Here is a 24,048-nt window from a genome sequence, read left to right as displayed (position 1 = left end):
ATTCCTTAAATACATACTAATACATGATAATGTCTTCGATTCTGAGTTTTCCCTTGCTCTCTATAACAAGAATATTGAAAAGTATTTCAGGTGGTGGAATCCATGAGTAGAAAATGGGATGAATTTTTAGCCCCCTATAAACAGGCGGTTGATGAGTTAAAGATCAAATTAAGGGGTATAAGAACCCAATGTGACTTAGAAAAAGAACATTCACCAATTGAGTTTGTTACAGGACGCGTTAAACCGATCGCAAGTATCCTGGATAAGGCTTACCAAAAGCAAATTCCTGAGGAAAGACTTGAACTGGAATTACAGGATATAGCCGGTCTTCGAATTATGTGCCAATTTGTGGATGATATAAAACAGGTCGTTATGCTATTACGACAAAGAACTGACTTCGTAATTATTGAAGAAAGAGACTATATTACAAATAAAAAAGCAAGTGGATACCGTTCGTATCATGTAGTTATTGAATATCCGGTTCAAACGATTCACGGAGAGAAAAAAATATTAGCGGAAATACAAATTCGTACCCTTGCCATGAATTTCTGGGCTACGATAGAGCATTCACTTAATTATAAGTATAACGGACAGTTCCCGGAAACATTACGCAATCGCTTAGAGAGATTAGCTGAAGCAGCTTTCCATATGGATGAAGAAATGACACAGATCAAAATGGAAATCCAGGAAGCGCAGCAATATGTCTTTAAGAAGAGGGGGAAATAACACTTTACAGGTGGGGATTATGATGAAATATGCAGTTACGTCTAAAGGAGATACCAAATCCAATCATTTTATGGAGCAAGTGAAGGATCAACTGGATAGTCTGGGTGTTATTTATGATGAGGATCAACCTGATGTTGTTATATCTGTCGGCGGTGATGGAACATTGTTATATGCCTTTCATCGTTATAGCTCACGTCTTGATAAAACAGCATTTATAGGTGTACATACGGGTCATTTAGGTTTTTACGCTGACTGGAGACCTGAAGAGATTACAAAGCTAGCTAATGCTATAGCTAAGACGCCTTACCAAACTGTTGAGTACCCACTGCTGGAGGTTACTGTTCGATACAGTCACGGTGGCAGAGAGTCAAAATATTTAGCCTTGAATGAATCAACTGTTAAAAGTGTGGGGAGCACATTGGTGATGGACGTAGAAATTAGAGGGCAATCCTTTGAGAGGTTTAGAGGAGATGGTTTGTGCGTATCTACTCCTTCAGGCAGTACTGCTTATAATAAAGCCCTTGGTGGTGCTATTATTCATCCTTCCATCCCTGCTGTGCAATTGACGGAAATGGCTTCAATCAATAATAGAGTGTTCCGTACAATTGGATCTCCTCTAATACTGCCAGGTCATCATACCTGTATGATGAAACCAGTAACAAATGATGATTTTCAAATTACAATTGACCATTTAAGTCTTTTGCATAAAGAGGTAAAATCGATTCAATTCAGAGTGGCAGATGAACGAATTCGTTTTGCTCGTTTTAGACCTTTCCCATTTTGGAAAAGAGTTCGTGATTCTTTTGTTACAGAATAAAAAGAAAGTTATAGTAGGTGACCTAAAAGAATGCAATTGTCTTTTGGTCACCTTTTTTACTGAATAAATAATCCTTTAGCTTAAAAAGCTATAAATATAATAATGAAAAGGAAGGTCTCCATGGTGAAGCCATTTACATTAGAGTGGACAGTAGAAAATCAGGAAAGCAATAAAGTTTTGAGAGAATATTTGGCGGATAAAAAAATATCAAAATCAGCGTTGGCAGATATTAAATTTAAGGGTGGTTATATTTTTGTTAATCAGCAAGAAGTGACGGTGCGATACATATTAAAAACTGGTGATCAGGTTACCGTAATCTTCCCGAAAGAGGTGGGAAGTGAGCAGCTGATAGGTGAGAAGATACCTCTTTCTATTATCTATGAGGATAACTATGTAATGGTCGTCGAAAAACCGGCCGGCATGTCTACAATTCCATCTAGAGAGCATCCAGCCGGTAGCTTAGCCAATGCAATCATTGGCCATTATGAACAAATTGGCCATTCAGCGACCGTTCATATTGTCACAAGATTGGACCGGGATACGTCTGGCTTGGTCTTAATAGCCAAGCATCGCCATATACACCATTTATTAAGTTTGTCTAAATCTATAAAAACGGTGGAGAGAAAATATAAAGCAATCGTCACCGGTGTGATTACACCCTTGGCTGGAACAGTGGAAGAACCTATTGGCCGTATGGATACCAGCATTATTAAACGTGAGGTACGGGAAGATGGCCAATATGCATGCACGGAATATAAAACGCTGCAATTATTTGAACGGTATTCACTTGTGGAATTAAAGCTGCAAACCGGAAGAACGCATCAAATACGAGTACATATGGCACATTTGGGGCATCCGCTAATAGGTGATGATTTATATGGGGAAAGCAGACAACTGATTAAGCGGCAGGCATTACATTGTTATTCGTTGAAATTTCTTCATCCAATAACGGGGAAAGAACTTTCGTTTGAGAGTGAATTACCAGAAGATATGATGCAATTAATATAGGGCTTATGAGTATTTGAGCAGATATATCTATTTTTAAAATAAATAAACTGAGGATAAATAAAGTTTTGCAAATAAGTATTTTAAAAGGAGTGAAAATAATGGTAAATAACATCAAAACAATAGATGAATGGATTGCTGATAATCATTTGAATCCAACCGAAGTTGGTTTTATTGAAACAATCCTTACCTTTGCTTCTACAGTAAGGCATCTCCAACATAAAAAGACAGCTATGAATGAGGCGATCAGGACCATGTTTCCTGATAAAAGAGCTGAAATAACTCCAAAAATAACATACCAAAAACTTGAGAAAATCCTGATAGACAATGACATATCAATTGATTTGGAGACAATGCTCAATCAATACCTTTCACAAGGAGTATGTGTTGACCTATGTAATGAGTTACTTCTGGATCGAGGATAATTCGATTTTTTTAACCAAAAGTTTTCTTGGAAAATAAAAAAGTGCTGAATGTCGCATAATAGGACAATCAGACACCTTTAATTACTAGAATTAATTGTCATAAGTATGAAATTTTTCTGGAACAAGCTGTTGAGAGGAGGTTACTGAGAAAAGGGCCATATCTGGGTAACGCAAAGCAGTTAATTTTCCTCCAAATACAGCTCCTGTATCGATATTGTACGTATTATTTTTAATTCTTGGTTCGCGGACAGGCGTATGCCCATAGACAATAATCGGATCACCTGGATGTCGAAGTGCCCAGTCCCTTCGTTCTGGTCTTCCATCCGGCAGTGTTTTTCCGGTTATATCCCCATATAAAACAAATGTTTTAACACCCTTATGTGTTGCTCCTATAAATTCTTTTTTGATACCGGCATGTGCAAGGACAAGCTTACCTTGATCTAAGACAAGATAAAGAGGAGCTGACTCGTATAATTGCATAAAATGGTCGCGCACCTTCTTTCTTACTGGTTTAGATAAAGCCTCAAGTTCAGCAATCGTTGTCTCTAAGCCATGTACAGCCTTTACTTTATTGCCTAGGAAATAACGATATAGTTTATTGCAATGATTACCCGGTATATATAAGGCAGTTTTCCGTTGTATGGTTAATGACCATACAAGGTTAATCATCTCTATAGAATTAGGTCCTCGATCAGTAATATCGCCTATAAAGACAGGGGTATTTCCGTTTGGATGGACAGGAATACTATCCTCATTAAATTGATAACCCAGTTTGTGGAATAATTCGATACATTCCCCATAACAACCATGTACATCGCCTATACAATCATAGATCATTTGCATCACTTCCTTCTATTACCTCTATATTACCCTTTTTTAAAGGGTTTCAATTATATCTATTTAGGAAATTGTAAAGGGTATGATAGATACGCCTTAAACGACATAAAAAAAGGTATGGTGACCTCTAAAATGGAAATTCAGGAAAGCAAGCAAAGAGATTTACTGCGTTTATTAAAAGAAGAGAACCTCCAACAGTTTCGGATTATATTTTTAGATATTCACCCCTATGATCAGGCAAAGTTTTATGCGAATTTAGAAGAAAAAGAACGGGCAACTGTTCATCACTTTCTCTCACCGGATGAAATGGCAGAGCTAATAGGGAATCTTGCTTATGAATATGAAGAAGAGATTGTAGAGAGAATTTTAGCAGAAATGGATCCTCGATATGCCGCCTCTATTTTAGCTGAAATGCATCCGGATGATGCTGTTGATTTGCTCAGTAATTTGGATAAGGAACAAATAATCAGTTATTTGTCTTTAATGGATGAAGAACAATCGCAAAATATCATGCATTTGCTTCACTATGAGGAATCAACTGCAGGAAGTATCATGACGACTGAATTTATAAGCATTGCAGAGAATCAAACAGTAGGATCTGCCATGAAACTAGTGAGGAAGGAAGCACAGGATGCTGAATTAATTTATTATATTTATGTTATGGATGAAAAGCAAAAATTAACAGGGGTACTATCCCTGCGTGATTTGATTGTGGCAGATGATGATACAATGGTCTTTGAATTAATGAACAAACAGGTCTATTCGGTGAAAGTAAGCGATGATCAGGAAGAAATAGCTCGAAAAATGAGAGACTATGATTTTGTGGCGATGCCGGTTGTTGATTTTCAGCATCATCTGGTCGGCATTATAACATTTGACGATATGATTGATGTTATGTATGAAATAGCTTCCGATGATTATTCCAAATTAGCAGGGGTATCCGATATGGAATACATAGATAAAAGTCCTTTTTCATCTGCCCGTAAAAGACTGCCGTGGTTGATTATATTATTATTTCTAGGCATGATTACCGCTAATTTAATCGGTCAATTTGAAGAAACTTTATCGAAAAAGGCAATTCTGGCGGTGTTCATCCCCTTAATTGCAGGGATGGCTGGGAATACAGGTACACAAAGTTTGGCTGTTATAGTGAGAGGAATTGCTACAGGGCAAATTGAGGATGAAAACAAGCTAAAGCTCCTTTGGCGTGAAGCGGGAACAGGACTTATAACCGGAATATCATGTGGAATCGTGGTTACCATTATCGTTTATGTTTGGAAAGGTGAACTAATTCTTGCTGCCCTCGTTGGTATTTCCATACTGGTAACATTAATTGTCGCCACATTAGCGGGTAGCCTTGTGCCTTTATTGATGCATAAGATGAATATTGATCCTGCTGTAGCCTCAGGACCATTTATTACGACCATTAATGACTTAATAAGTATTCTTATTTACTTTGGAATGGCTACTCTCTTTATGGGTTATCTCACATGATATATTTAGCTGAAAAAACAGAAAATGGTTGCGATTCTTCTTTACTTAGTTTAAATTAGTAGTAGGTACTAATAACTTGTGTTAATTATTTAAGGAGGAATCCTTCCTATGAACTTAAGTATGGATGGGAAAACCATTGTTGTAATGGGTGTGGCAAATAAAAGAAGTATAGCTTGGGGTATAGCTAATTCACTTTACCAGGCTGGGGCTAGATTAATTTTTACATATGCAGGGGAACGTATGGAAAAGAGTGTTTATGACCTTGTAAACAGCTTAGAGGGTGGAGAAGAGACCTTCGTCCTGCCATGTGATGTTACAAAAGATGATGAAATCGAAGGATGTTTTGCTACGATTAGAGAAAAATATGGAAAGATAGACGGGATTGCGCACTGTATTGCTTTTGCCAATAAGGAAGAGCTTAAAGGTGAGTATATGAACACGACGAGGGACGGGTTCCTATTGGCCCAAAATATTAGCTCTTATTCATTAACAGCTGTTGCAAAAGCAGCAAAAGAAATCCTGAATGAAGGGGCTAGTATCGTTACTCTTACTTATCTTGGCGGTGAACGAGTAGTCCAAAACTATAATGTCATGGGTGTGGCTAAGGCATCACTTGAAGCAAGTGTGAAATATTTGGCTAATGATCTTGGGCCTAACGGCGTAAGAGTAAATTCTATTTCAGCAGGAGCAATCAGAACCTTGTCGGCCAAAGGTGTAGGCGATTTTAATGAAATTCGAAAAGTATTTGAAGAGCGTGCACCTTTGCGCAGACAAGTAACCCAGGAGGAAGTGGGAGACACAGCCCTATTCCTGTTCAGTCCATTGTCCCGGGGAATTACGGGAGAAAATATCCATGTGGATTCAGGGTATCACATCTTAAGCTTATAAATAAAATGACTCTCTATTGCAAGGTGGCTTTGATAACCGCTTTTGAAATAGAGAGTTTTTTTGTTTTTTTACGAAAAGTGTTACTGTGTAAATCAGTCAATCAATCACCTAAATAATGTGGAACTGTTCCCCCTTCATTATTGTGTTAAGATCCAACATTATTCTCCTATACAATAAAAATGTTATAAATTTCTAATAAAATGATAGTCAATTGGGAAAAGCTGTGACATAATAAATCATAATATTTTAAATATTTTAATAAATTACATAATAATATTACGCAGGAGGGAATGGCTTGGATGACACTGTGGTTTTAGATGTAAACCATTTAACCGTTTCTTTTATGGATGATGGAAAATTGGTTCCTGCAGTTGAGAATATCGATTTCCAACTTCATAAAGGAGAAATTCTTGGTATTGTTGGTGAATCAGGAAGTGGGAAGAGTTTGACCTCTTTATCCATTATGGGACTGCTTCCACAACCGCCGGCTATTGTTGATCCCCAGGCAGTCATTAATTTTGAGGGAGACAATTTATTGAAAAAATCTGAATCAAAAATGAGGAAAATTCGCGGGGATCGGATATCTATGATCTTTCAGGAACCGATGACTTCTCTTAATCCTTTGTTTACAATCGGCCAACAAATGATTGAAGCATACAGGCTGCATAGAAACAGTAATAAAGTTAAGGCGCGTACTGAATGTATGGAAATGTTAAAGCAAGTAGGACTGCCTAGGGCTGCTGATTTAATGAAAAATTATCCACATGAGTTATCAGGAGGTATGAGACAGAGGGTTATGATTGCGATGGCCATGGTTTGCAAACCAAACATATTGATTGCAGATGAACCCACTACGGCACTTGATGTTACCATTCAAGCCCAAATTCTTAAGCTGATGAAAGATTTAAATAATCAAACTGAAACATCAATCATTCTCATTACTCATGATCTTGGAGTGGTGGCTGAAATATGCGATCGCGTTCTTGTTATGTACGCAGGAAAAATTGTTGAGGAAGGAACGGTCAGGGATATATTTAAAAATCCTAAACATCCATACACAAAAGGATTACTGAAATCTGTACCTGACATCCGGCAGAAAGATAGTAAATTATATTCCATTCCAGGTAATGTTCCGAAACCAGGAATGATTCAAAATGGCTGTGTATTTGCTCCGCGTTGTGAATATGCCATGCCTGCCTGTGCCACAATGACTCCGGAATTACAAAAGGTGTCTCCCCAATATCAATGGGTAAGGTGCCTATTATATCAGGGACAGGAAGGAGGCATCCATCATGACGGAGCTATTAAAAGTTGAAGGCCTGAAGAAATTTTTCCCTATCAATGGAGGAGTTTTGAGCAGGAAGATTGGTGAAGTAAAAGCCGTTAATGATATATCCTTTCATGTGAAAAAAGGGGAAACTCTTGGGATTGTTGGGGAAAGTGGCTGTGGAAAGTCAACAACCGGCAGATTATTAATGAGATTGATTGACCCAACAGAAGGAAGTATTGTCTTCGAAGATAAGGAAATCATGTCTATGTCAAAAAAGCAGCTTAGACAAGTGCGACGTGATATTCAAATGGTTTTTCAGGATCCTTATGCGTCATTAAATCCGAGGCATTCCGTCCAGCAAATATTAGAAGAACCTTTAATTGTTCATGGCATTGGCAATAAGAAGGAGCGGGCAAATAGGGTAGCAGAAATGATAGATGTTGTGGGACTCAGTTCCTATCATTTAAAACGTTATCCCCATCAATTCAGTGGCGGTCAGCGTCAGCGGATCGGTATTGCCCGAGCCCTAATGACAAAACCTAAATTAATTATTGCAGATGAGCCTGTTTCTGCGCTTGATGTATCCATACAGGCCCAGGTACTAAACCTGTTAAAGGATATCCAAAAAGAATTTGGACTTACTTATATTTTTATAGCACATGATCTGGGGGTTGTCAGGCATATTAGTGATCGCGTTGGAGTCATGTATTTGGGGAGAATGGTAGAATTGTCGGGCAGCGAAGAGTTATACGAACACCCTCTTCACCCGTACACACAAGCTTTATTATCTTCAGTACCAATACCAGACCCTGATATTAAACGTGAATCCATCATCTTAACTGGAGACATCCCAAGCGCATCCAATCCACCGAGTGGTTGTGCATTCCATACTAGATGTCAGCATGCAATGGAAGTTTGTAAGACTATTAATCCAGTATACCAAGAAATAAAAGGGGATCATTATGCTGCATGTCATCTCCATGGTGAACATGACAGCAATGATAATAAACAAATATAAGAGGGGGTTTCATATGAAAAAGCTTTTATTGGCTATGGTCAGTATTCTAATGCTAAGCGTTGTACTGGCAGCATGTAATTCTGGCGACAAGGAGACTGAAGGTGGAGGCAGTGATGAGAAAGGAAATACAAAGGATACACTTGTTTTTGGGCGTGGCGGTGATTCCACTTCGTTAGATCCAATCACGACAACCGAAGGAGAGTCATTTAAAGTCACGATTAATATTTTTGATACACTGCTAACTTACGGTAAACAGGATACGACGCTGCAACCTGGATTGGCTGAAAAATGGGAGGCTTCTGATGATGGTCTTTCATATACATTTACATTGAAAAAAGGCGTTAAGTTTCATGATGGTACTGATTTTAACGCAGAAGCAGTAGTATTCAACTTTAACAGATGGATGAATGGCGATGCTGATCAGTTTCCATATTACAGCATGTTTGGCGGCTATAAAAAAGATGAAGGGCATGTCATTAAGGAAGTAAAAGCGGTTGATGAATCGACTGTTCAATTTACCTTGAAAAGACCTCAGGCGACCTTCCTTAAAAATATTGCAATGAGCTGTTTTGGAATTGCCAGCCCTACTGCAGTTGAAAAAGATGGTGATAAGTTCCGGGAAAATCCAGTTGGTACCGGTCCGTATAAATTTAAAGAAAAAGCAAATGACAAAATCGTTATTGAAAAGAATGAAGATTATTATGTAGACGGAGAGCCAAAATTAAAAACAATTATTTTCCGTACGATTCCTGATAACTCGGCACGTTTGAATTCATTAAAGATCGGTGAGATTGATGTGATGGACGGTGTAAACCCATCAGACCTTGAAACAATTAAAGGAGATGCAAATTTACAGGCTATTGAACGTCCTTCCATGAACGTTGGGTATCTTGGCTTTAATGTAACGAAAAAACCATTTGATAATCCAAAAGTCCGTCAGGCTTTAAGCCATGCCGTTGATAAGCAAGCTATCATTGATGCTTTCTATTTAGGAATGGCAAAACCAGCGAAAAATCCTCTGCCGGATTCAGTGGAAGGCTATAACGATGAAATTCAGGATTATGAATTTGATTTAGATAAAGCAAAAGAATTATTAAAAGAAGCTGGTTATCCGGATGGATTTAAAATGGATCTTTGGGCTATGCCAGTTCCGCGTCCATATATACCAGAAGGAAAGAAAATTGCAGAAGCGATTCAGGCAAATTTTGAAAAAATTGGAGTTAAGGCAGAAATTCAAACTGTAGAATGGGCTACATACCTTGAAAAGGCAGCAGCTGGCGAGTTCCCGGCCTATATGCTGGGCTGGACAGGTGATAATGGAGACCCTGATAACTTTATCTATACATTGCTTGATAAAGATTCAATCGGATCTAACAACTATTCCTATTACGCGAATGATAAGCTCCACGACATTTTAATTGAAGCGCAAACAATTGTTGATCAAGACAAACGGAATGAGCTATATAAACAGGCTCAAGAAATTATCCATGAAGATGCACCGTGGATTCCGCTCGTTCACTCAACGCCTTTGTTGGCAGCATCAGCTGATTTAACAGGACTTGTACCGCATCCGACCGGATCAGATATTTTAAAGAATGTAGAATTCAAGTAAAACTGTGTTAAGTAAGGGCGCCTTTACATGGATGATTCATATAGGGGCGCCTGTTTATTATGGAGGTGCATACAGATGTTTTCTTATACAATGAAAAGGATTCTGTCTGTTATACCGGTTCTGTTTGGAATGACGCTGATTGTATTTGCCATTGTCAGAGCCATTCCTGGAGATCCGGCACAGGTTATTTTAGGGCAAAGGGCAACAAAAGAGTCCATTGCAGTTTTAACTCAAGAGCTTGGATTGGACAAAGCCTGGTATGTTCAATACATAGATTATATTAAGAATTTGTTTACCGGTGATTTGGGTACATCCATTAGAACGAATGCAGAGATTACCAGTGAGATATGGCCATATATTGCTGCTACGCTAGAATTAACGCTAGTTGCGATGATTATTGCCATCGTTATTGGTGTAAACGCCGGCATCATCAGTGCGTGGTTTTCAAATTCCTGGTTTGATTATTTAGCTATGATCTTAGCCTTAATTGGAGTATCCATGCCTATTTTTTGGCTGGGGTTAATGGAGCAATGGGCTTTTTCCCTTCAGCTGGGTTGGTTACCGACAACGGGACGTGAAGATATCAGAGATCCAATCAATGCGATAACTAATTTGTATTTGGTGGATACGTTGCTGCAAGGTGATTTCGATCAATTTTTTGTGGCGGTTAAGCATTTGATTATGCCAAGTATCGCTTTAGCAACTATTCCAATGGCCATTATTGCTAGGATGACAAGATCGACTATGCTTGAAGTTATGAAATCAGATTTTATTCGTACAGCACGTGCAAAAGGTGTCAGTATGTTTTGGGTGGTGTACAAGCACTCTTTGAAAAATGCATTTATTCCGGTTTTAACTGTCATAGGGCTGCAAACAGGATTACTTCTTGGAGGGGCTATTCTGACAGAAACTATTTTTGCTTGGCCGGGCATAGGGCGTTATTTATATGAAGCAATCGGCTATCGTGACTATCCTGTTATTCAATCTGGTATTTTACTGATTGCGGCTGCTTTTGTATTCATTAACTTAGTTGTCGACCTCCTTTATGCATTGGTCGATCCACGAATTAAATACTCCAAATAAAGGGTGGTGTAGACATTGGGGGAATTAGTACGAAATACAGAAGAGACACCATTGGTAATGGATGAAAAAGTGGTTTCTCCATGGGGGGAATCATGGGCTGCCTTTAAACGTAATCGTTTGGCAATGGTGGGCCTTGGTATCGTCTTATTCTTTATATTATTGGCATTATTAGCTCCGATTATTGCTCCTTATGGATATAAGGAGGTTAGTTTGACAGACCGTTTAAAACCGCCATCTGCTGAACATTGGTTTGGAACAGATGACTTTGGGAGGGATATTCTTTCACGGATATTATACGGTGCGCGTATATCCTTATCCGTTGGATTTTTCTCTGTACTGGGTTCTGTTATAGTAGGTTCGATTATGGGGCTTGTAGCCGGATATTATGGCGGATGGATTGATACAATTATTTCACGTTTTTTTGATATCCTTCTTGCCTTTCCAAGTATCTTATTGGCAATCGCGATTATTTCTATTTTAGGGCCATCTCTGCAAAATGCCCTGATCGCAATCGCCATTATAAATATTCCGAATTTTGGCCGCCTCATAAGGTCTAGAGTACTGAGTGTTAAACAAGAGGAATATATTATGGCAGCCAACGCAATTGGTATGAAGGATTCAAGAATTCTCTTTCGTCATATCCTTCCAAACAGTATGACACCAATTATTGTTCAGGCAACATTGGCGATTGCAACAGCAATTATAGAAGCAGCGGCGCTTGGATTCCTCGGTTTGGGAGCACAGGCACCGACACCTGAATGGGGAAAAATGCTGGCGGATTCGAAGGGTTTTTTAGTACAGGCTCCCGGAACGCTCTTTTTCCCAGGATTGGCTATCATGTTAACTGTCCTTGGATTTAATTTATTGGGTGATGGACTGAGAGATGCCCTTGATCCAAAAATGAAACAGCGTTAAATAAGAAAATAAAAATAGTATGAACCGCTCCTCTGCAATTGTTAGAGAGCGGTTTTTTTGTGTGAAAAATTGGCTATGGGCAGGCAATGTCATGATAAACCATAATTAACGCTTTCAGCAGAGAGGGGAGCTCAGATATATCTACAGTCTTTTGCACATATATATAGCAGATAGAAGCTAAGGAGGTAACTATATGAGCCATAATGAGATTAATAGTGCACTGCCAGCAAATGCTTGGCTTGATAAGGAGCAAATAATGAGACGATTGCGTGAAGAAGAAATTGTGGAAATAGATGACTTTTTTACAAATGCTGCGACTAAAGAATTAATGCATAAAATTAATCAGCAACAGGAATGGGAACAACATATTGCTGATAAAGATAATTCGCGTGAAGGACTTGAAGAGGGAAATAGTGATGATAGTTTGCAGCAGCAGCCCCCTTTATTAAGCTTTGAGATAGAAAAGAAACAATTTACTGAATCGCTGAAAGAACGGGAGCCTGATTTATTAGATGCAAGTGAAGCTAATGGGAAAACAAAGCGTAAACGTATAGAGGATATGACGAAGGAGGAATTAGTCACCTATCTCTCCAAAATGCCGTCGCTCATGTCGAGCCCGGTGTGCGATTTTATAGTGGAAGATGGAAAGCGGCTGAGGGGAACGATTGAAAAAGTGAAGGGGGATTATGTTTATATTAAAGTTGCGTTTGGGAAGAAATGGATTAAATATACATTGCGGCAAATAAAAGAAATAAAAATAGTTCGTTTTTAAAATACTTCTGTAATCGAATCTGGTTATCTGTATTAGACAAACCAAACCTTCCTACATACTTATACTGTATGAGTCCTAATCAGGGAAGGAGGACCCCTTTTATGAAGATACCAAAACAAAAAGCAAGCCAAATCAAGAGAACGCCTTCCAAGCAAAAGAAAAAAAACTGTGGATGTACAAAAAATAATAAAAAAGGTCGTTTACAACCATAACCTGCTGTTTAGTCAGCAGTTTTTTTTATTTTAGGTTGTTATGCAGCAATTAAGCTACATCTAATGTTATTCCAAATAAATTGGATAAAATGCTGTGTTTAACAAACAATACAGGATAATAATTTCAATTTGTAATGAGGGGGTGAAGGTGCTATGAATAAAAGGATTTCTGTATTTTTAATTATAGCTATGTTTTTCACAATAGTAAGCGGATGTTCCGGTGACTCAAGCAGTAAAGAAGCCAAGATGTCACTTATTCAATCCGTGGATCAAGATCCCGTTTATCTTGGTGATCATTCAAAGGCACCATTAGAGAAAATAAAAGAGAAAGTAGCTTCCCATAAAGAAATCTACGATGTGGCTGTTGTCCAAAAGAATAAAGATATTTTGGTTGCGTACAAGGTTAAGCATATGCAACGCTTTCGAATGAAAAGTATCGAAAGTAAATTAGATAAGGAGTTAAAGAAAAGCTTTAAATCCTTTGATTTTACTGTATCAAGTGATATGAAAATATTTCTTGAAACAGTCGAGTTAATCGTGAATGTGAAGGATAAAGGTTACTCCAAGAAAAAAGCTGGAAAATGGTTTGATAAAATAATGAAACTACAGAAGGATATGGCATAGGCAGGTGTACATATGGCAAATAAAAAGAATGAAAAACTAACCCCTGAACAACAAAAATATAAAGAGCTGGAACAAAAATATGAAGCAAAACGTCCTGTTGTAAAGAATTGTATTAAGGCATTCTTTGTAGGTGGACTATTTTGTCTACTAGGACAAGTTATTACGTATATGTATATATTTTATTTTAATTTTACTGAGCAAACAGCCAGTAACCCAACTGTAGCAACGATGATATTTTTAGCTATGTTATTAACAGGCTTTGGGGTTTACGATCGAATTGGCCAATTTGCTGGAGCGGGAAGTGCTGTTCCGGTTACGGGATTTGGTAATTCCGTCATTTCAGCAGCGATTGAGCATAGAACAGAAGGATTTGTGCTTGGGGTAGGAGGAAATATATTTAAATTGGCTGGAACTGTAATCCTATATGGTGTTTTTTCAGCATTTGTCGTTGCATTAGTAAAGCAAATCTATCTAATGGTTATAGGAGGTTAATATGCTAACTGGTAAACAAACCTGGGTGCTGCATAATCATCCTGTCATTTCCTCTACAGGCGTAGCTGTCGGTCCTTTTGAAGGCAATGGCCGTTTGGCTGATGATTTTGATATTATTCATGATGATCTGTGGCTAAATCAGAAAACATATGAGAAAGCGAACCGTGTATTAATTGAGGAAGCGGTTCAAAAAGCTTTGGATAAAAAGAAATTACAAACTCGTGATATTCAATTTTTCTTTGCGGGAGATTTAATTAACCAAATCACACCTACTAGCTTTGCAGCCCGGACATTGGCCATCCCATATTTTGGGCTATTTGGTGCATGCTCAACAACTATGGAAGGCTTGGCATTGGCATCTTTTATTATTAATTATGGCGGTGCCAACAAGATATTAACTGGTGCCTCAAGCCATAATACAACCGTAGAAAAGCAATTTAGGTATCCGACAGAATATGGCGGTCAAAAACCGCCTACTGCCCAATGGACCGTAACGGGAGCAGGAGTTGCCTTAGTGGAGGAAAATGATAACTCATCTGAAAGTAAGCTCGTTGTAACCAGTGCAACCATCGGTAAAGTTGTTGATATGGGATTGAAGGATCCCTTTAATATGGGAGGCGCGATGGCACCTGCTGCAGCAGATACGATTTATCATCACTTCAGGGATTTAAATATTGATGAGGACTATTATGACCTTGTTGTTACAGGTGATCTTGGAAAAATTGGTCATGACACTGCGATTGATTTACTGGAGCAGAAGGGCTTAAAGCTAAATAAAGAAAAATTTAAGGATTGCGGTTTAATGATTTATAAGGATGATCAACCCGTACATTCAGGTGGAAGCGGTGCAGGATGCTCCGCGACTGTTCTATATGGCCATTTACTTAATGAAATGAGAAAGGGTACATATAAACGCATCTTACTGGCAGCAACCGGAGCGCTTCTTTCTCCGCTGACCTTCCAGCAAGGGGAGTCCATTCCATGTATAGCACACGCAGTTGCTATTGAAAGACTATAGCGTTGAAAGGTGAGGAGCATATATGCTGGCAATGTTTTTTTGGGCCTTTGTTGTAGGAGGCATTATTTGTGTGATTGGACAGCTTCTATTTGATGTAGCAAAATTAACGCCTGCCCATACTCTTTCGACATTTGTTGTCATTGGCGCTATATTGGGTGGTTTTGGATGGTATGAACCATTATTGGATTTTGCAGGTGCTGGGGCATCTATTCCGATAGTAAGCTTTGGGAATTCGCTTGTTAACGGTGCTTTAGAGGAAGCAGAGAAGCATGGCATCGTTGGCGTGTTAACCGGAATGTTTAAAATTACATCATCAGGCATAACGGCAGCGATAGTCTTTGGATTTATCGCAGCCTTGATTTTTAAACCAAAAGGTTAATGAAAGAGAACCCCTTAAGTTTATGACTAAGGGGATTCTGTATGTATTCTAAATGTTAAATGGATGGATGCAAAAGCGGTTGTAAGAGGGCTGGAGAGGGCTAGTAACAGCATGTGGAATGTATGATTGGTAATTTGTGTAACTTGGAAGAAAAATTCCATTTTCATGGTATTATAAAATTGAAAAAGCCGATAATTGATACCTGTTTAGAAGATCTAACACTCCAATTCCGTTGAATATATTCTGTATTAAACAATAAGTTATGGGGAGGGCGCATGCTCTTCCTTTTTGAGGTGTAGAATTTTTTATCTGGAAAGAAGGTAAAACGGTGAAAGAAAAACTAATTCATATGAGAGATAAATTGAATGATATTAGTCGTCGTAATCGCTCTATTCGATTATTGAAAATCTACAATAAATGGAGTTTTGATTTAACTGAACTAGATAAGTTATCAAACAATAATGAAAAAATCAGTGAAGCTATTGTAAAGAAAATCGTCATGCAGTCTAAAGGTGAAATTACGTTACTTAAGCCAACAATAGAGAATGAAGATTCAATGGTCATTTCGAAAAAACTCACAGATTTATTGCGAAATATAAAAGGAATTGAAGAAGAAACAGGTATTCACGACTTTTATTTAGGCTACCCCTTTATATCAGGAAGCCTCTCTGATGGGACTTTTTTTCAGGCTCCCCTATTCTTATATCCACTTCGTTTAGAAAAAAGTAAGGTAAATACACAGAGATGGATCATTCGTGTGGAAGAAGGTGGTCCGCAAATCAATCGAACTTTATTTTTGGCGTTTAAGAAATTAAATAGTGTCCAGTTTACCGAAGAATTTTTCGAAGAGGCTGCAGAAATCGCTAAGTCTTATGAGAGGGAAAAATGGGATACTTTCTTCAGGGCGCATGATATTAATCTTTCATTTTCTAATGAAGGACTCACAAAGTTAAAAGAATATAAGAGGGATGAAATTCCTGAATCCACTGGAATTGTACTATTGGAAAATGCGATTATCGGGAACTTTCCACAAGGGGGTTCTTCACTAGTTAAAGACTTTGATGCCTTGATAGACCTTTCAGAAGAATCTAATCTATCATCGTTAGTCAGTGAATTGATAGAACCACAAGAGTTTGAGTCAGCAGAAGATATAAACAATGAAGATAATCAGACTAATGAAGAACCGGATATAATGAATTTGCTTGTTACGGATGGGTCACAGGAGGAAATATTAAAAGAAGCGAGATATAAGAAAGGGATTGTTGTTCACGGACCGCCAGGAACAGGAAAATCCCAGGTTATAGTTAATTTAATTACAGACGCACTTAGTCAGGGAAAGAAAATATTAGTAGTTTGTCAGAAAAGGGCTGCTCTAGATGTAGTATACCAACGCTTAGACGGGCTGAGATTATCCAATCATATAGCTTTGGTGCATGATGAAAAAACAGATCGAAAGCCGCTTTATAATAAAATTAGTGCTGTTCTTGAGACTAATAGAGTATTATTTGATCGGTCACTTGAAGATTTAAAATCTACATCAAATAGCTTGTTTACTCATGAAAAGCTATTAAATGATATTGCTAAAGGGCTTTATGAGTACCAGGATTTTGGGTATCGTTTGTATGATTTATACGGAAAAGCAACACCATTAGATAATATGAGCAAAATGCTAAATTTAAAACCTGTCTTAAGTGAGTTAAATAAAGATATATTAGATGAGATCAGCGGAAAAATATACAGTTATGCAGAATGGTACGAGCGATTCGGCAGCGAGTCTTACGAATTGAAAAAGCGTAAATCATTTGCTCGATTTTCCATTAAAGATAAGCTTAACCTAGTAGAACTTCTGAATGATTTAATTGTGAAAGCGAAGAACGCCTCTGATTATTTGGATTCCTTAGATTACAAAAAAATTACACCTGCGTATACATGGCTGGTAGGTGACAAGTTAGATAGCATTTATCCTGATTTAGAGGGTACTGGTAAAAAGACACTGCAAGGCTTGAGAATATGGTGGTGGACCTCTTTTTCTGGTAAAGCAATTATCGAAGAGTTATTAGAGGGCGGAAAATTTAAAGGAACAAGTTCTGCAGACTGGATCAAAATTAAGCAAGCCCTTATAATTATGAATCAATTAGGTAAAGAAACAAAGAAAATGTCTGATGAAATCAACCAGCTAAAAAAATATTTCGATGAAAAAGTGATCGAAAATTATCAAAGCAGAATTGCGGATGGAGATATTCCATTACAGGAATTAGATCAATTATTAGAGTATATTCATCAAGATTTTGAGCACTTACAGCAAATGGATTCATATTGGGAAGAGTGTTCAGAGGTCACGAAGAAAATCATTCAAGAACTCAGCATGAAAAGTCCTGCTTCTGAACAAGCTCTACCGGAGTACTGGGTCCAGTTATTTAAAAACTCGGCATATATTCATTGGATTGATGAAACGGAAAATAAATATCCTGAAGTTAAGAAGATTTCAACGAGCGAATTTTCAAGGATACGGGAAAAGTTTAGTCAACTGGTTGACCGAAAAAGAGAAGTTGCTAACCAATATTTAATTCATCAATTGACACAATCAGTCGAGGAGCTTAAGAAAGCTTACCCGAGGGAAATGAGAGATCTTAAACATCAGGCAGGGAAAAAGAGGATGATTTGGCCACTGCGCAAATTAGTGAATGAATTTACTGAGAAGGGTCTTGTGAATTTAATGCCGGTTTGGTTGGCATCACCCGAAATAGTTTCTTCAATTTTCCCGTTAAATGATGATTTATTTGATTTGGTAATTTTCGATGAAGCTTCTCAATGTACAGTGGAAAGCGGTCTTCCTGCCGTTTTTAGAGCAAAACAATTAATTGTCGCTGGAGACGAAAAGCAATTGCCGCCATTTAATATGTTCCAGTCATCTTTTGTAAATGAAGATGATGAAGAAGAATATGATGTTGATGAATCGCAAAGTTTATTAAATCTAGCGAAAAGAAGGTTTCCAGAAAAAATTCTTCAGTGGCACTATCGTTCGAAATTTGAGGAACTCATTAACTTTTCTAATCATGCTTTTTATAATGGACATGTTCAGATTGCTCCCAATGTCGAGCCTTTAAAAGATCCTCCAGCTATCCAATGGAAAAAAGTGAATGGCAGATGGATCAATCAATCAAACGAAGTAGAAGCACTTGAGGTCTATAGACTATTAAAAGGAACATTGATTAAGCAGCCCGATAAAACTGTCGGTATTATTACTTTTAATGCCAAACAGCAAACCAAAATACTGGATATCATTGAAAAATCGGCTGCAAACGATCAAGAATTCAATGTTGCTTATAATCAAGTGATGTCAAAAGAACTGGATGAAAGAGTATTTGTGAAAAATATTGAAAATGTTCAGGGTGATGAACGAGATATCATTATTTTCTCCATAGGATATGCTAAAAATGAAGAAGGAAAGGTCTATAATCGCTTCGGAATGCTTAACCAATATGGTGGAGAAAATAGATTGAATGTAGCCGTATCAAGAGCAAAGGAACGTATTATTGTAGTATCTAGTATCGAGCCGGAAGAGCTGAATGTTGCGGGCACAGCACAAATTGGACCAAAGCTTCTTAAATCATATTTAAAATATGTAAGAGCCGTTTCACGTACTAACAGAGAGGAAATACAGTCGGTTGTCCAAGAAATTAACGATAATGTAAATACACATGTACAAGAACTGGCACTGCATTTTGATTCCCCCTTTGAAGAACAGGTTTATAATCAATTAAGAAATTTAGGGTATGAAGTCCATACGCAAGTAGGAATGTCCGGGTACAGAATCGATATGGCCATCGTCCATCCTAATGATTCTTCCAAATATATTTTGGGGATTGAATGTGATGGAGCAATGTACCATAGCTCGGCCAATGCAAAAGAACGGGATATCTATCGTCAAAGATTCCTTGAAAGCCGAGGATGGACAATCGAAAGAATCTGGAGTAGAAACTGGTGGAAAACCCCTGCTCAAGAAATCGAAAGAATGGATCAAAAGGTGAAAGAACTATTAAGAAACGAAGAATTAAAAAAGAAAGTTAGTGAAATTTGATTAATCCAGGAGTAGCTAATTCCAAAGACTGCTATTAACGAGTTAAACTGGAGTCCTATTAAAATATAATACCCCGGCGATGGCCGGGGTATTTGTGTATGCGCCAAAATTGTGCGATAGGTGGGATAAAGGTATGTGAAAGGTGGATGAAGTCCTGGGGAAAGCAGCTATGCCCCACCTATGAGGCACCTATGCCCGGGCTATACCGGGGGATAGGTGGGTGAAAGGTAGGTGAAGTCCTGGGAAAAGCAGCTATACCCCACCTATGAGGCACCTATGCCCGGGCTATACCGGGGGATAGGCGGGTGAAAGGTAGGTGAAGTTCTGGGAAAAGCAGCTATAACCGACCTATGAGGCACCTATGCCCGGGCTATACCGGGGGATAGGCGGGTGAAAGATAGGTGAAGTCCCGAGGAAAGTTCTACTATCAAACACCTACCGACCACTTTTCAGGCACCTATGCCCCCAAAGAACCCTTTTTTGTTTCCGCTATTGGATGGTTTCCGAAATATTCCTCTGAGACGTTATGCATTCATCAAGTACAGCTAAGGAAATTTTATTCATTTTATGATATTTTTCATGATAGATTGCTGTAACAACTTGATCATAATTAATATCTTCTCCGCGAGTTAACTTTTTAAATGCGAGATATAAAGGCACCGGAGTTTGTCCAGTATATAGTGGTGGTTGGACATACTGGTATCCTTTTATAGGTGAAAAGCCAAGATGGTTAAAGAATTGAAGGCGATTTATGGTTTCTTTGTATTCTTCTTCGTTTTGCGCATCAATTTCTCTTTCAGTTTCGAGGAAGATTCCCTTTAAGGATGGGTACCCAGCATGTACGGCATCTTCTTTAAGTAGTTTCTCCATTTTTAAAAGTGTTTGTTTCCCTAAGCCTTTCCCGCGTTCTTTCGGATCGGCTGCTATATAAACAATATAACCGCTATTTACTTGAGCTAAATAATGGGCAGTTGAGAAACAGATTACTTTATCGTCTACGATTCCAACTAAAAAATGGAAATTATTTGGTGTGTTTTTCTCACGTTGTCTGATGGACTCGTAAAATACGCATTCATCTTCACGCACGTATTCAGGAAAACAATCATGATATAAAGATAATGCTTTCCTTAATAGTTCATCCTCTAATTCTGTTACTTCTTTCCACTCTATAGCCATGTGTATGACTCCTTACTGTTTTCTTTTAGTGTAAAAGATATATTTACAGTAATTCAAGGTATTATTGCCGATTTTAATATTTGGGTATTCTTATATGGAGATTAGCCCAAACCGAGGAAACACTTTTAACATATGTTATGAGTGTACTAAGCGAAAGCGAGGTGACTTACATGTTTGGTTGTTATGGATACGGCGGCGGCGGAAGCAGCTGCGGTGGCGGCTATGGATACGGCGGTGGTGGTAGCTACGGCGGTGGCTACGGTTCTACTTTCGTACTAATCGTTGTACTATTTATCTTGTTAATTATTGTTGGCGCTAGCTTCTGCTAATAATAATTGAAATGCATAGAAGAGACCTAAAACCTCTTCTATGCCCTACTGTTAATTAAGTATTTACAATTAGTAAATGAAAGAAAGGGATTTCAGTCTATACTGAATCCCTTTTTTGCATGGAGAAATGAGTCTCACCTTTCCTATTTTCTTTCATATGATAGCAGTAACGATAAGGAGGCTGAATTATGGATAATGGATTCTTTAAAAATATGGAAAAGAAAACAGGCGTAAATATGAAAGATGTAATGGAGCTGGCTAATTCCTTACAAAATGCAAATTTTAAAGATGAAAAAACAGTCCGCAACGTCATTAAGAGGGTTTCGCAAATTGCAAACAAGCCTGTACCGAAGGATGTAGAGGACCAGTTGGTACAATCAATCATTAAGGATGGGAAATCATTAGATTTTAATACAATTGCCAATATGATGAATAATAAAAAATGAGTAAAGGAGCCACCTTTACATATGAAGAACATTTGATTTGACTCAAACTGCCGATCTGTATTACTCGGTTATTTGGTAATCAGTTCTTCTTTGTAAGAGGGCTCCCCTTTTAAAATCGTTAAGAAACGGGAAGATCTTGCCCGTTTTGAACGTCTATTTTCCGGTATGGAAATATATAATCCCGAGCATGCGCGTGTTACCGCTACATATAATAACCGTCTTTCTTCCTCCATAGGTTTCCTGTCACCGTCACGCCAAGATTCCAGAGCATAATCATGAGGCATGTTTCCGTCTACGCAGCCAAGAATATAAACATATTTATATTCAAGTCCTTTTGAACGATGGATGGTGCTCAGCTGAATAGCATTTATTGTTTTTTTAGACATTGATTTAATCTCTTTTGACATGGCTGTCATATGATCCGCATGAAGAATAAATTCCAGCACTGTATCAAAGCGTCTTGCAGCAATTTTCACATCCTTGATATCGTCCGACCCTTTGTCCATTTTATTGCCTTCATTCCCCCGCTTTTTGAGGTAGGCCCCAAAACCGAGTTCTTTTTCTATCATCTCGATAGCAGTTGATGGAGACAAATCCTTAAGTGAATGGATGACAGAGACAGCTTTATCTATTGCTCGCATTTGGAACGGTTTTAAATTATTGAGGAATCGAAGTGCCTCGAGCAAAGTGCAATCATTCAGGATGGATAGAGCTTTAGCATCCTGGACTGCCGACTTTTTCAAATATAGCGGCGGTAATAAATCCTGTAGCATTCCCGGATCATCTGGATTTATACTTGCTTTCATAAAGGCCAAAATACTGCGCACAGTCTTTCTTGTATAAAAGGAATCATAGTCAGAATCCACCCGAAATGGAAGACTTGAAGATGCAAGCTTTTCAAAAATAGCACGGCTCATTGTATTGGTACGATAAAGAATCGCAAAATCCTCTGGGTTTGCTCCATGCCTTATTTTTTCGGTTATGTCGGTCATAATCATGATTGCCTCAGATTCTTCATCAAATGGATAAAATAAAACCGGAGATGGTGATTGATCATGTGTAGCAACCATTTTTTTTGGTGTTCTTGTTTTATTTTGAGAAACAATCTTATTGGCTGTTTGAATGATTTTATGCCCAGAACGGTAATTAGCTGACAAGATAATAGTTTCGAGATAATCGTAGTCAAGCTTCAAGTTTTGTAAAAAGGCAGAATCACTGCCACGGAATGAATAAATGGCCTGATCATCGTCACCTACAAAACATGCAGATTCTGCATTTGAAGCAAGCAGTCTAACAATCTCATATTGTACCTTATTAATATCTTGAAACTCATCGATTAGAAAGTGTTTAAACCGGTTTCGGTAAAAATTAAGAATCTGTTCATTTTCTTTTAAAAGTTGATAACAGCCTGTTTGCATATCATCAAAATCGAATTTATTATTTATTTCTTTAAAGGATTCGTATTTTTTATAAAGCTCCTGGCAATTGACTTCCCAATCGTCAGCAGGATGAATATCCTGAGGAGATAATAAATCGTTTTTCCATCTGCTGATTTGCTGTAAGGCTTGATCAAATGCAAATTCCCGTTCATCGATTCCTAATTCTGAAGCTGCTATTTTTAGGACATATTCTTTCTCCCTATCAAATTTTATCAACTTACTTGAATGCCATTTTTGAGGTTCATGTTGTAAAAGAATTCGATAAAAAATGGAATGGAAGGTACCGGTAAATACATGCTGCAGCATAAAGGGAGTTACACCGGGCATTTGCTGAAGCCTGCTTTTCATCTCAGCAGCTGCTTTAGATGTAAACGTAACGAGCATCACCGATTTAGGATCCGCTTGTTTTTCTAATAGTAAAAAGGCTGTCCGTGCAGTCAAAACACGGGTTTTTCCACTGCCTGCTCCTGCAAGAACGAGTAAATGTCTTGCATCCGTTACGACAGCATTTGCTTGTTGATCGTCCAGCAACCAGCCGTGGGCACTCAGAATGTCGATGAATGGATGAGTGCTATTCACCCCAGGCAGATGTTTTTTATTATAGGATGGCAGATTTGTAATGGACTTTGGTCCTTGCCAGATGGTTTCATCAGAGCAATTGGTAATGGACCTGGATTGCGGTAAGCGAAATCCTCCGTATTCCACTGAAGCTTCATTCACTGCCAGATTCGTTGTTTTCTCAGTTTTGTCCACACAAGGAGGACGTGAAGAATCACGATGAATAAAATATGGTTCTTCATGGATTCCAAGATACATATAAACAGGTTGACCACAATGATTACATTGAAGTTCACCATTTTTTCCAGCTTCATGAATACGAGCAAATGCCTCCTTGGGCCATGTGAGTAAAGAGATAGATTCGTTTTTCCAATTAGCTGTTTTCATCATATTCCTCATTTATATAAAAAATTTTAAAAACGACAGACAAAT

The 24,048-nt window shown here is 38.1% G+C and carries 22 protein-coding genes; 19 read left to right on the top strand and 3 right to left on the bottom strand.

Features of this window, described 5'->3' with window-relative positions; all coding sequences use genetic code 11:
• The first annotated feature begins 102 nt into the window (after positions 1 to 102).
• The 4 genes from yjbM (at position 103) to AC4BHP_RS09480 (ending at position 2,973) form a co-directional block, all read left to right on the top strand.
• Positions 103 to 726 carry a GTP diphosphokinase gene (gene yjbM / locus AC4BHP_RS09495; protein WP_066101419.1) on the top strand — a complete coding sequence of 208 codons (624 nt, stop codon included), beginning with the start codon at positions 103 to 105 and terminating at the stop codon, positions 724 to 726.
• Positions 727 to 748: 22 nt separating this feature from the next.
• Positions 749 to 1,543, top strand: a complete 795-nt coding sequence (locus AC4BHP_RS09490; RefSeq protein ID WP_066102367.1) for an NAD kinase — start codon at positions 749 to 751, stop codon at positions 1,541 to 1,543.
• Between the two features lie 120 nt (positions 1,544 to 1,663).
• Positions 1,664 to 2,551 carry an RluA family pseudouridine synthase gene (locus AC4BHP_RS09485; RefSeq protein WP_066101416.1) on the top strand — a complete coding sequence of 296 codons (888 nt, stop codon included), beginning with the start codon at positions 1,664 to 1,666 and terminating at the stop codon, positions 2,549 to 2,551.
• 98 nt (positions 2,552 to 2,649) lie between these two features.
• Positions 2,650 to 2,973: a hypothetical protein gene (locus AC4BHP_RS09480; RefSeq protein WP_139891423.1), complete on the top strand. Its 324-nt coding sequence runs from the start codon at positions 2,650 to 2,652 to the stop codon at positions 2,971 to 2,973.
• A gap of 90 nt (positions 2,974 to 3,063) precedes the next feature.
• On the opposite strand, the gene prpE is transcribed toward AC4BHP_RS09480, so the two are convergent.
• Complete coding sequence (prpE, locus tag AC4BHP_RS09475) at positions 3,064 to 3,810, bottom strand: bis(5'-nucleosyl)-tetraphosphatase PrpE (RefSeq protein WP_490552015.1); 747 nt, start codon at positions 3,808 to 3,810, stop codon at positions 3,064 to 3,066.
• A 132-nt stretch (positions 3,811 to 3,942) separates the two neighbouring features.
• Between prpE and mgtE the strand changes: the two genes are divergently transcribed.
• The 13 genes from mgtE to AC4BHP_RS09410 all read left to right on the top strand — a co-directional run bounded on the left by mgtE (position 3,943) and on the right by AC4BHP_RS09410 (position 19,668).
• Positions 3,943 to 5,304 (top strand): magnesium transporter, encoded by a 1,362-nt coding sequence (gene mgtE, locus AC4BHP_RS09470; protein ID WP_066101407.1) that lies wholly within the window; start codon positions 3,943 to 3,945, stop codon positions 5,302 to 5,304.
• A gap of 108 nt (positions 5,305 to 5,412) precedes the next feature.
• Positions 5,413 to 6,192, top strand: coding sequence for an enoyl-ACP reductase FabI (fabI, locus tag AC4BHP_RS09465; protein ID WP_066101403.1), 780 nt, complete (start codon positions 5,413 to 5,415; stop codon positions 6,190 to 6,192).
• Between the two features lie 295 nt (positions 6,193 to 6,487).
• Entirely contained in the window at positions 6,488 to 7,507 is a 1,020-nt protein-coding gene (locus tag AC4BHP_RS09460) for an ABC transporter ATP-binding protein (protein ID WP_490551925.1), read from the top strand.
• Positions 7,485 to 8,480: an ABC transporter ATP-binding protein gene (locus tag AC4BHP_RS09455; RefSeq protein WP_139891422.1), complete on the top strand. Its 996-nt coding sequence runs from the start codon at positions 7,485 to 7,487 to the stop codon at positions 8,478 to 8,480. The genes AC4BHP_RS09460 and AC4BHP_RS09455 overlap by 23 nt, the downstream gene beginning before the upstream one ends.
• Before the next feature lie 13 nt (positions 8,481 to 8,493).
• Positions 8,494 to 10,092 (top strand): ABC transporter substrate-binding protein, encoded by a 1,599-nt coding sequence (locus tag AC4BHP_RS09450; protein ID WP_490551924.1) that lies wholly within the window; start codon positions 8,494 to 8,496, stop codon positions 10,090 to 10,092.
• 75 nt (positions 10,093 to 10,167) lie between these two features.
• The gene (locus AC4BHP_RS09445) at positions 10,168 to 11,175 is read left to right on the top strand and encodes an ABC transporter permease (RefSeq protein ID WP_066101395.1); all 1,008 of its coding nucleotides are present in this window, start codon (positions 10,168 to 10,170) and stop codon (positions 11,173 to 11,175) included.
• 57 nt (positions 11,176 to 11,232) lie between these two features.
• A complete protein-coding gene (gene nikC, locus AC4BHP_RS09440; RefSeq protein ID WP_066102359.1) occupies positions 11,233 to 12,090 on the top strand; it encodes a nickel transporter permease in 858 nt (285 codons plus the stop codon).
• A 193-nt stretch (positions 12,091 to 12,283) separates the two neighbouring features.
• Positions 12,284 to 12,862 carry a hypothetical protein gene (locus tag AC4BHP_RS09435; protein WP_490551923.1) on the top strand — a complete coding sequence of 193 codons (579 nt, stop codon included), beginning with the start codon at positions 12,284 to 12,286 and terminating at the stop codon, positions 12,860 to 12,862.
• 365 nt (positions 12,863 to 13,227) lie between these two features.
• The gene (locus AC4BHP_RS09430; protein ID WP_066101385.1) at positions 13,228 to 13,698 is read left to right on the top strand and encodes a hypothetical protein; all 471 of its coding nucleotides are present in this window, start codon (positions 13,228 to 13,230) and stop codon (positions 13,696 to 13,698) included.
• Positions 13,699 to 13,710: 12 nt separating this feature from the next.
• Positions 13,711 to 14,190, top strand: coding sequence for a stage V sporulation protein AC (gene spoVAC / locus AC4BHP_RS09425; RefSeq protein ID WP_066101382.1), 480 nt, complete (start codon positions 13,711 to 13,713; stop codon positions 14,188 to 14,190).
• 1 nt (position 14,191) lies between these two features.
• On the top strand, positions 14,192 to 15,208 hold the full coding sequence (gene spoVAD / locus AC4BHP_RS09420; protein ID WP_490551922.1) for a stage V sporulation protein AD: 1,017 nt from the start codon (positions 14,192 to 14,194) through the stop codon (positions 15,206 to 15,208).
• A gap of 22 nt (positions 15,209 to 15,230) precedes the next feature.
• A complete protein-coding gene (gene spoVAE / locus AC4BHP_RS09415; RefSeq protein ID WP_066101378.1) occupies positions 15,231 to 15,587 on the top strand; it encodes a stage V sporulation protein AE in 357 nt (118 codons plus the stop codon).
• Positions 15,588 to 15,915: 328 nt separating this feature from the next.
• The gene (locus tag AC4BHP_RS09410; protein WP_490551921.1) at positions 15,916 to 19,668 is read left to right on the top strand and encodes an AAA domain-containing protein; all 3,753 of its coding nucleotides are present in this window, start codon (positions 15,916 to 15,918) and stop codon (positions 19,666 to 19,668) included.
• 489 nt (positions 19,669 to 20,157) lie between these two features.
• Here AC4BHP_RS09410 and AC4BHP_RS09405 read toward each other — a convergent pair whose 3' ends face one another.
• Entirely contained in the window at positions 20,158 to 20,844 is a 687-nt protein-coding gene (locus AC4BHP_RS09405; protein WP_148630892.1) for a GNAT family N-acetyltransferase, read from the bottom strand.
• Between the two features lie 170 nt (positions 20,845 to 21,014).
• On the opposite strand from AC4BHP_RS09405, the gene AC4BHP_RS09400 reads away from it, so the two are divergent.
• On the top strand, positions 21,015 to 21,173 hold the full coding sequence (locus tag AC4BHP_RS09400) for a YjcZ family sporulation protein (protein ID WP_066101369.1): 159 nt from the start codon (positions 21,015 to 21,017) through the stop codon (positions 21,171 to 21,173).
• 188 nt (positions 21,174 to 21,361) lie between these two features.
• Positions 21,362 to 21,619: a sporulation-specific transcription regulator SpoVIF gene (gene spoVIF, locus AC4BHP_RS09395; protein WP_066101365.1), complete on the top strand. Its 258-nt coding sequence runs from the start codon at positions 21,362 to 21,364 to the stop codon at positions 21,617 to 21,619.
• A gap of 68 nt (positions 21,620 to 21,687) precedes the next feature.
• Here spoVIF and AC4BHP_RS09390 read toward each other — a convergent pair whose 3' ends face one another.
• Positions 21,688 to 24,003: a UvrD-helicase domain-containing protein gene (locus AC4BHP_RS09390; protein ID WP_490551920.1), complete on the bottom strand. Its 2,316-nt coding sequence runs from the start codon at positions 24,001 to 24,003 to the stop codon at positions 21,688 to 21,690.
• Between the last annotated feature and the right edge of the window lie 45 nt (positions 24,004 to 24,048).

It is taken from the genome of Pradoshia sp. Z4_20 (genome assembly GCF_058216035.1).
The sequence above is the reverse complement of the archived record's forward strand: the minus strand, read 5'-3'. Positions and strand labels throughout refer to the sequence as shown.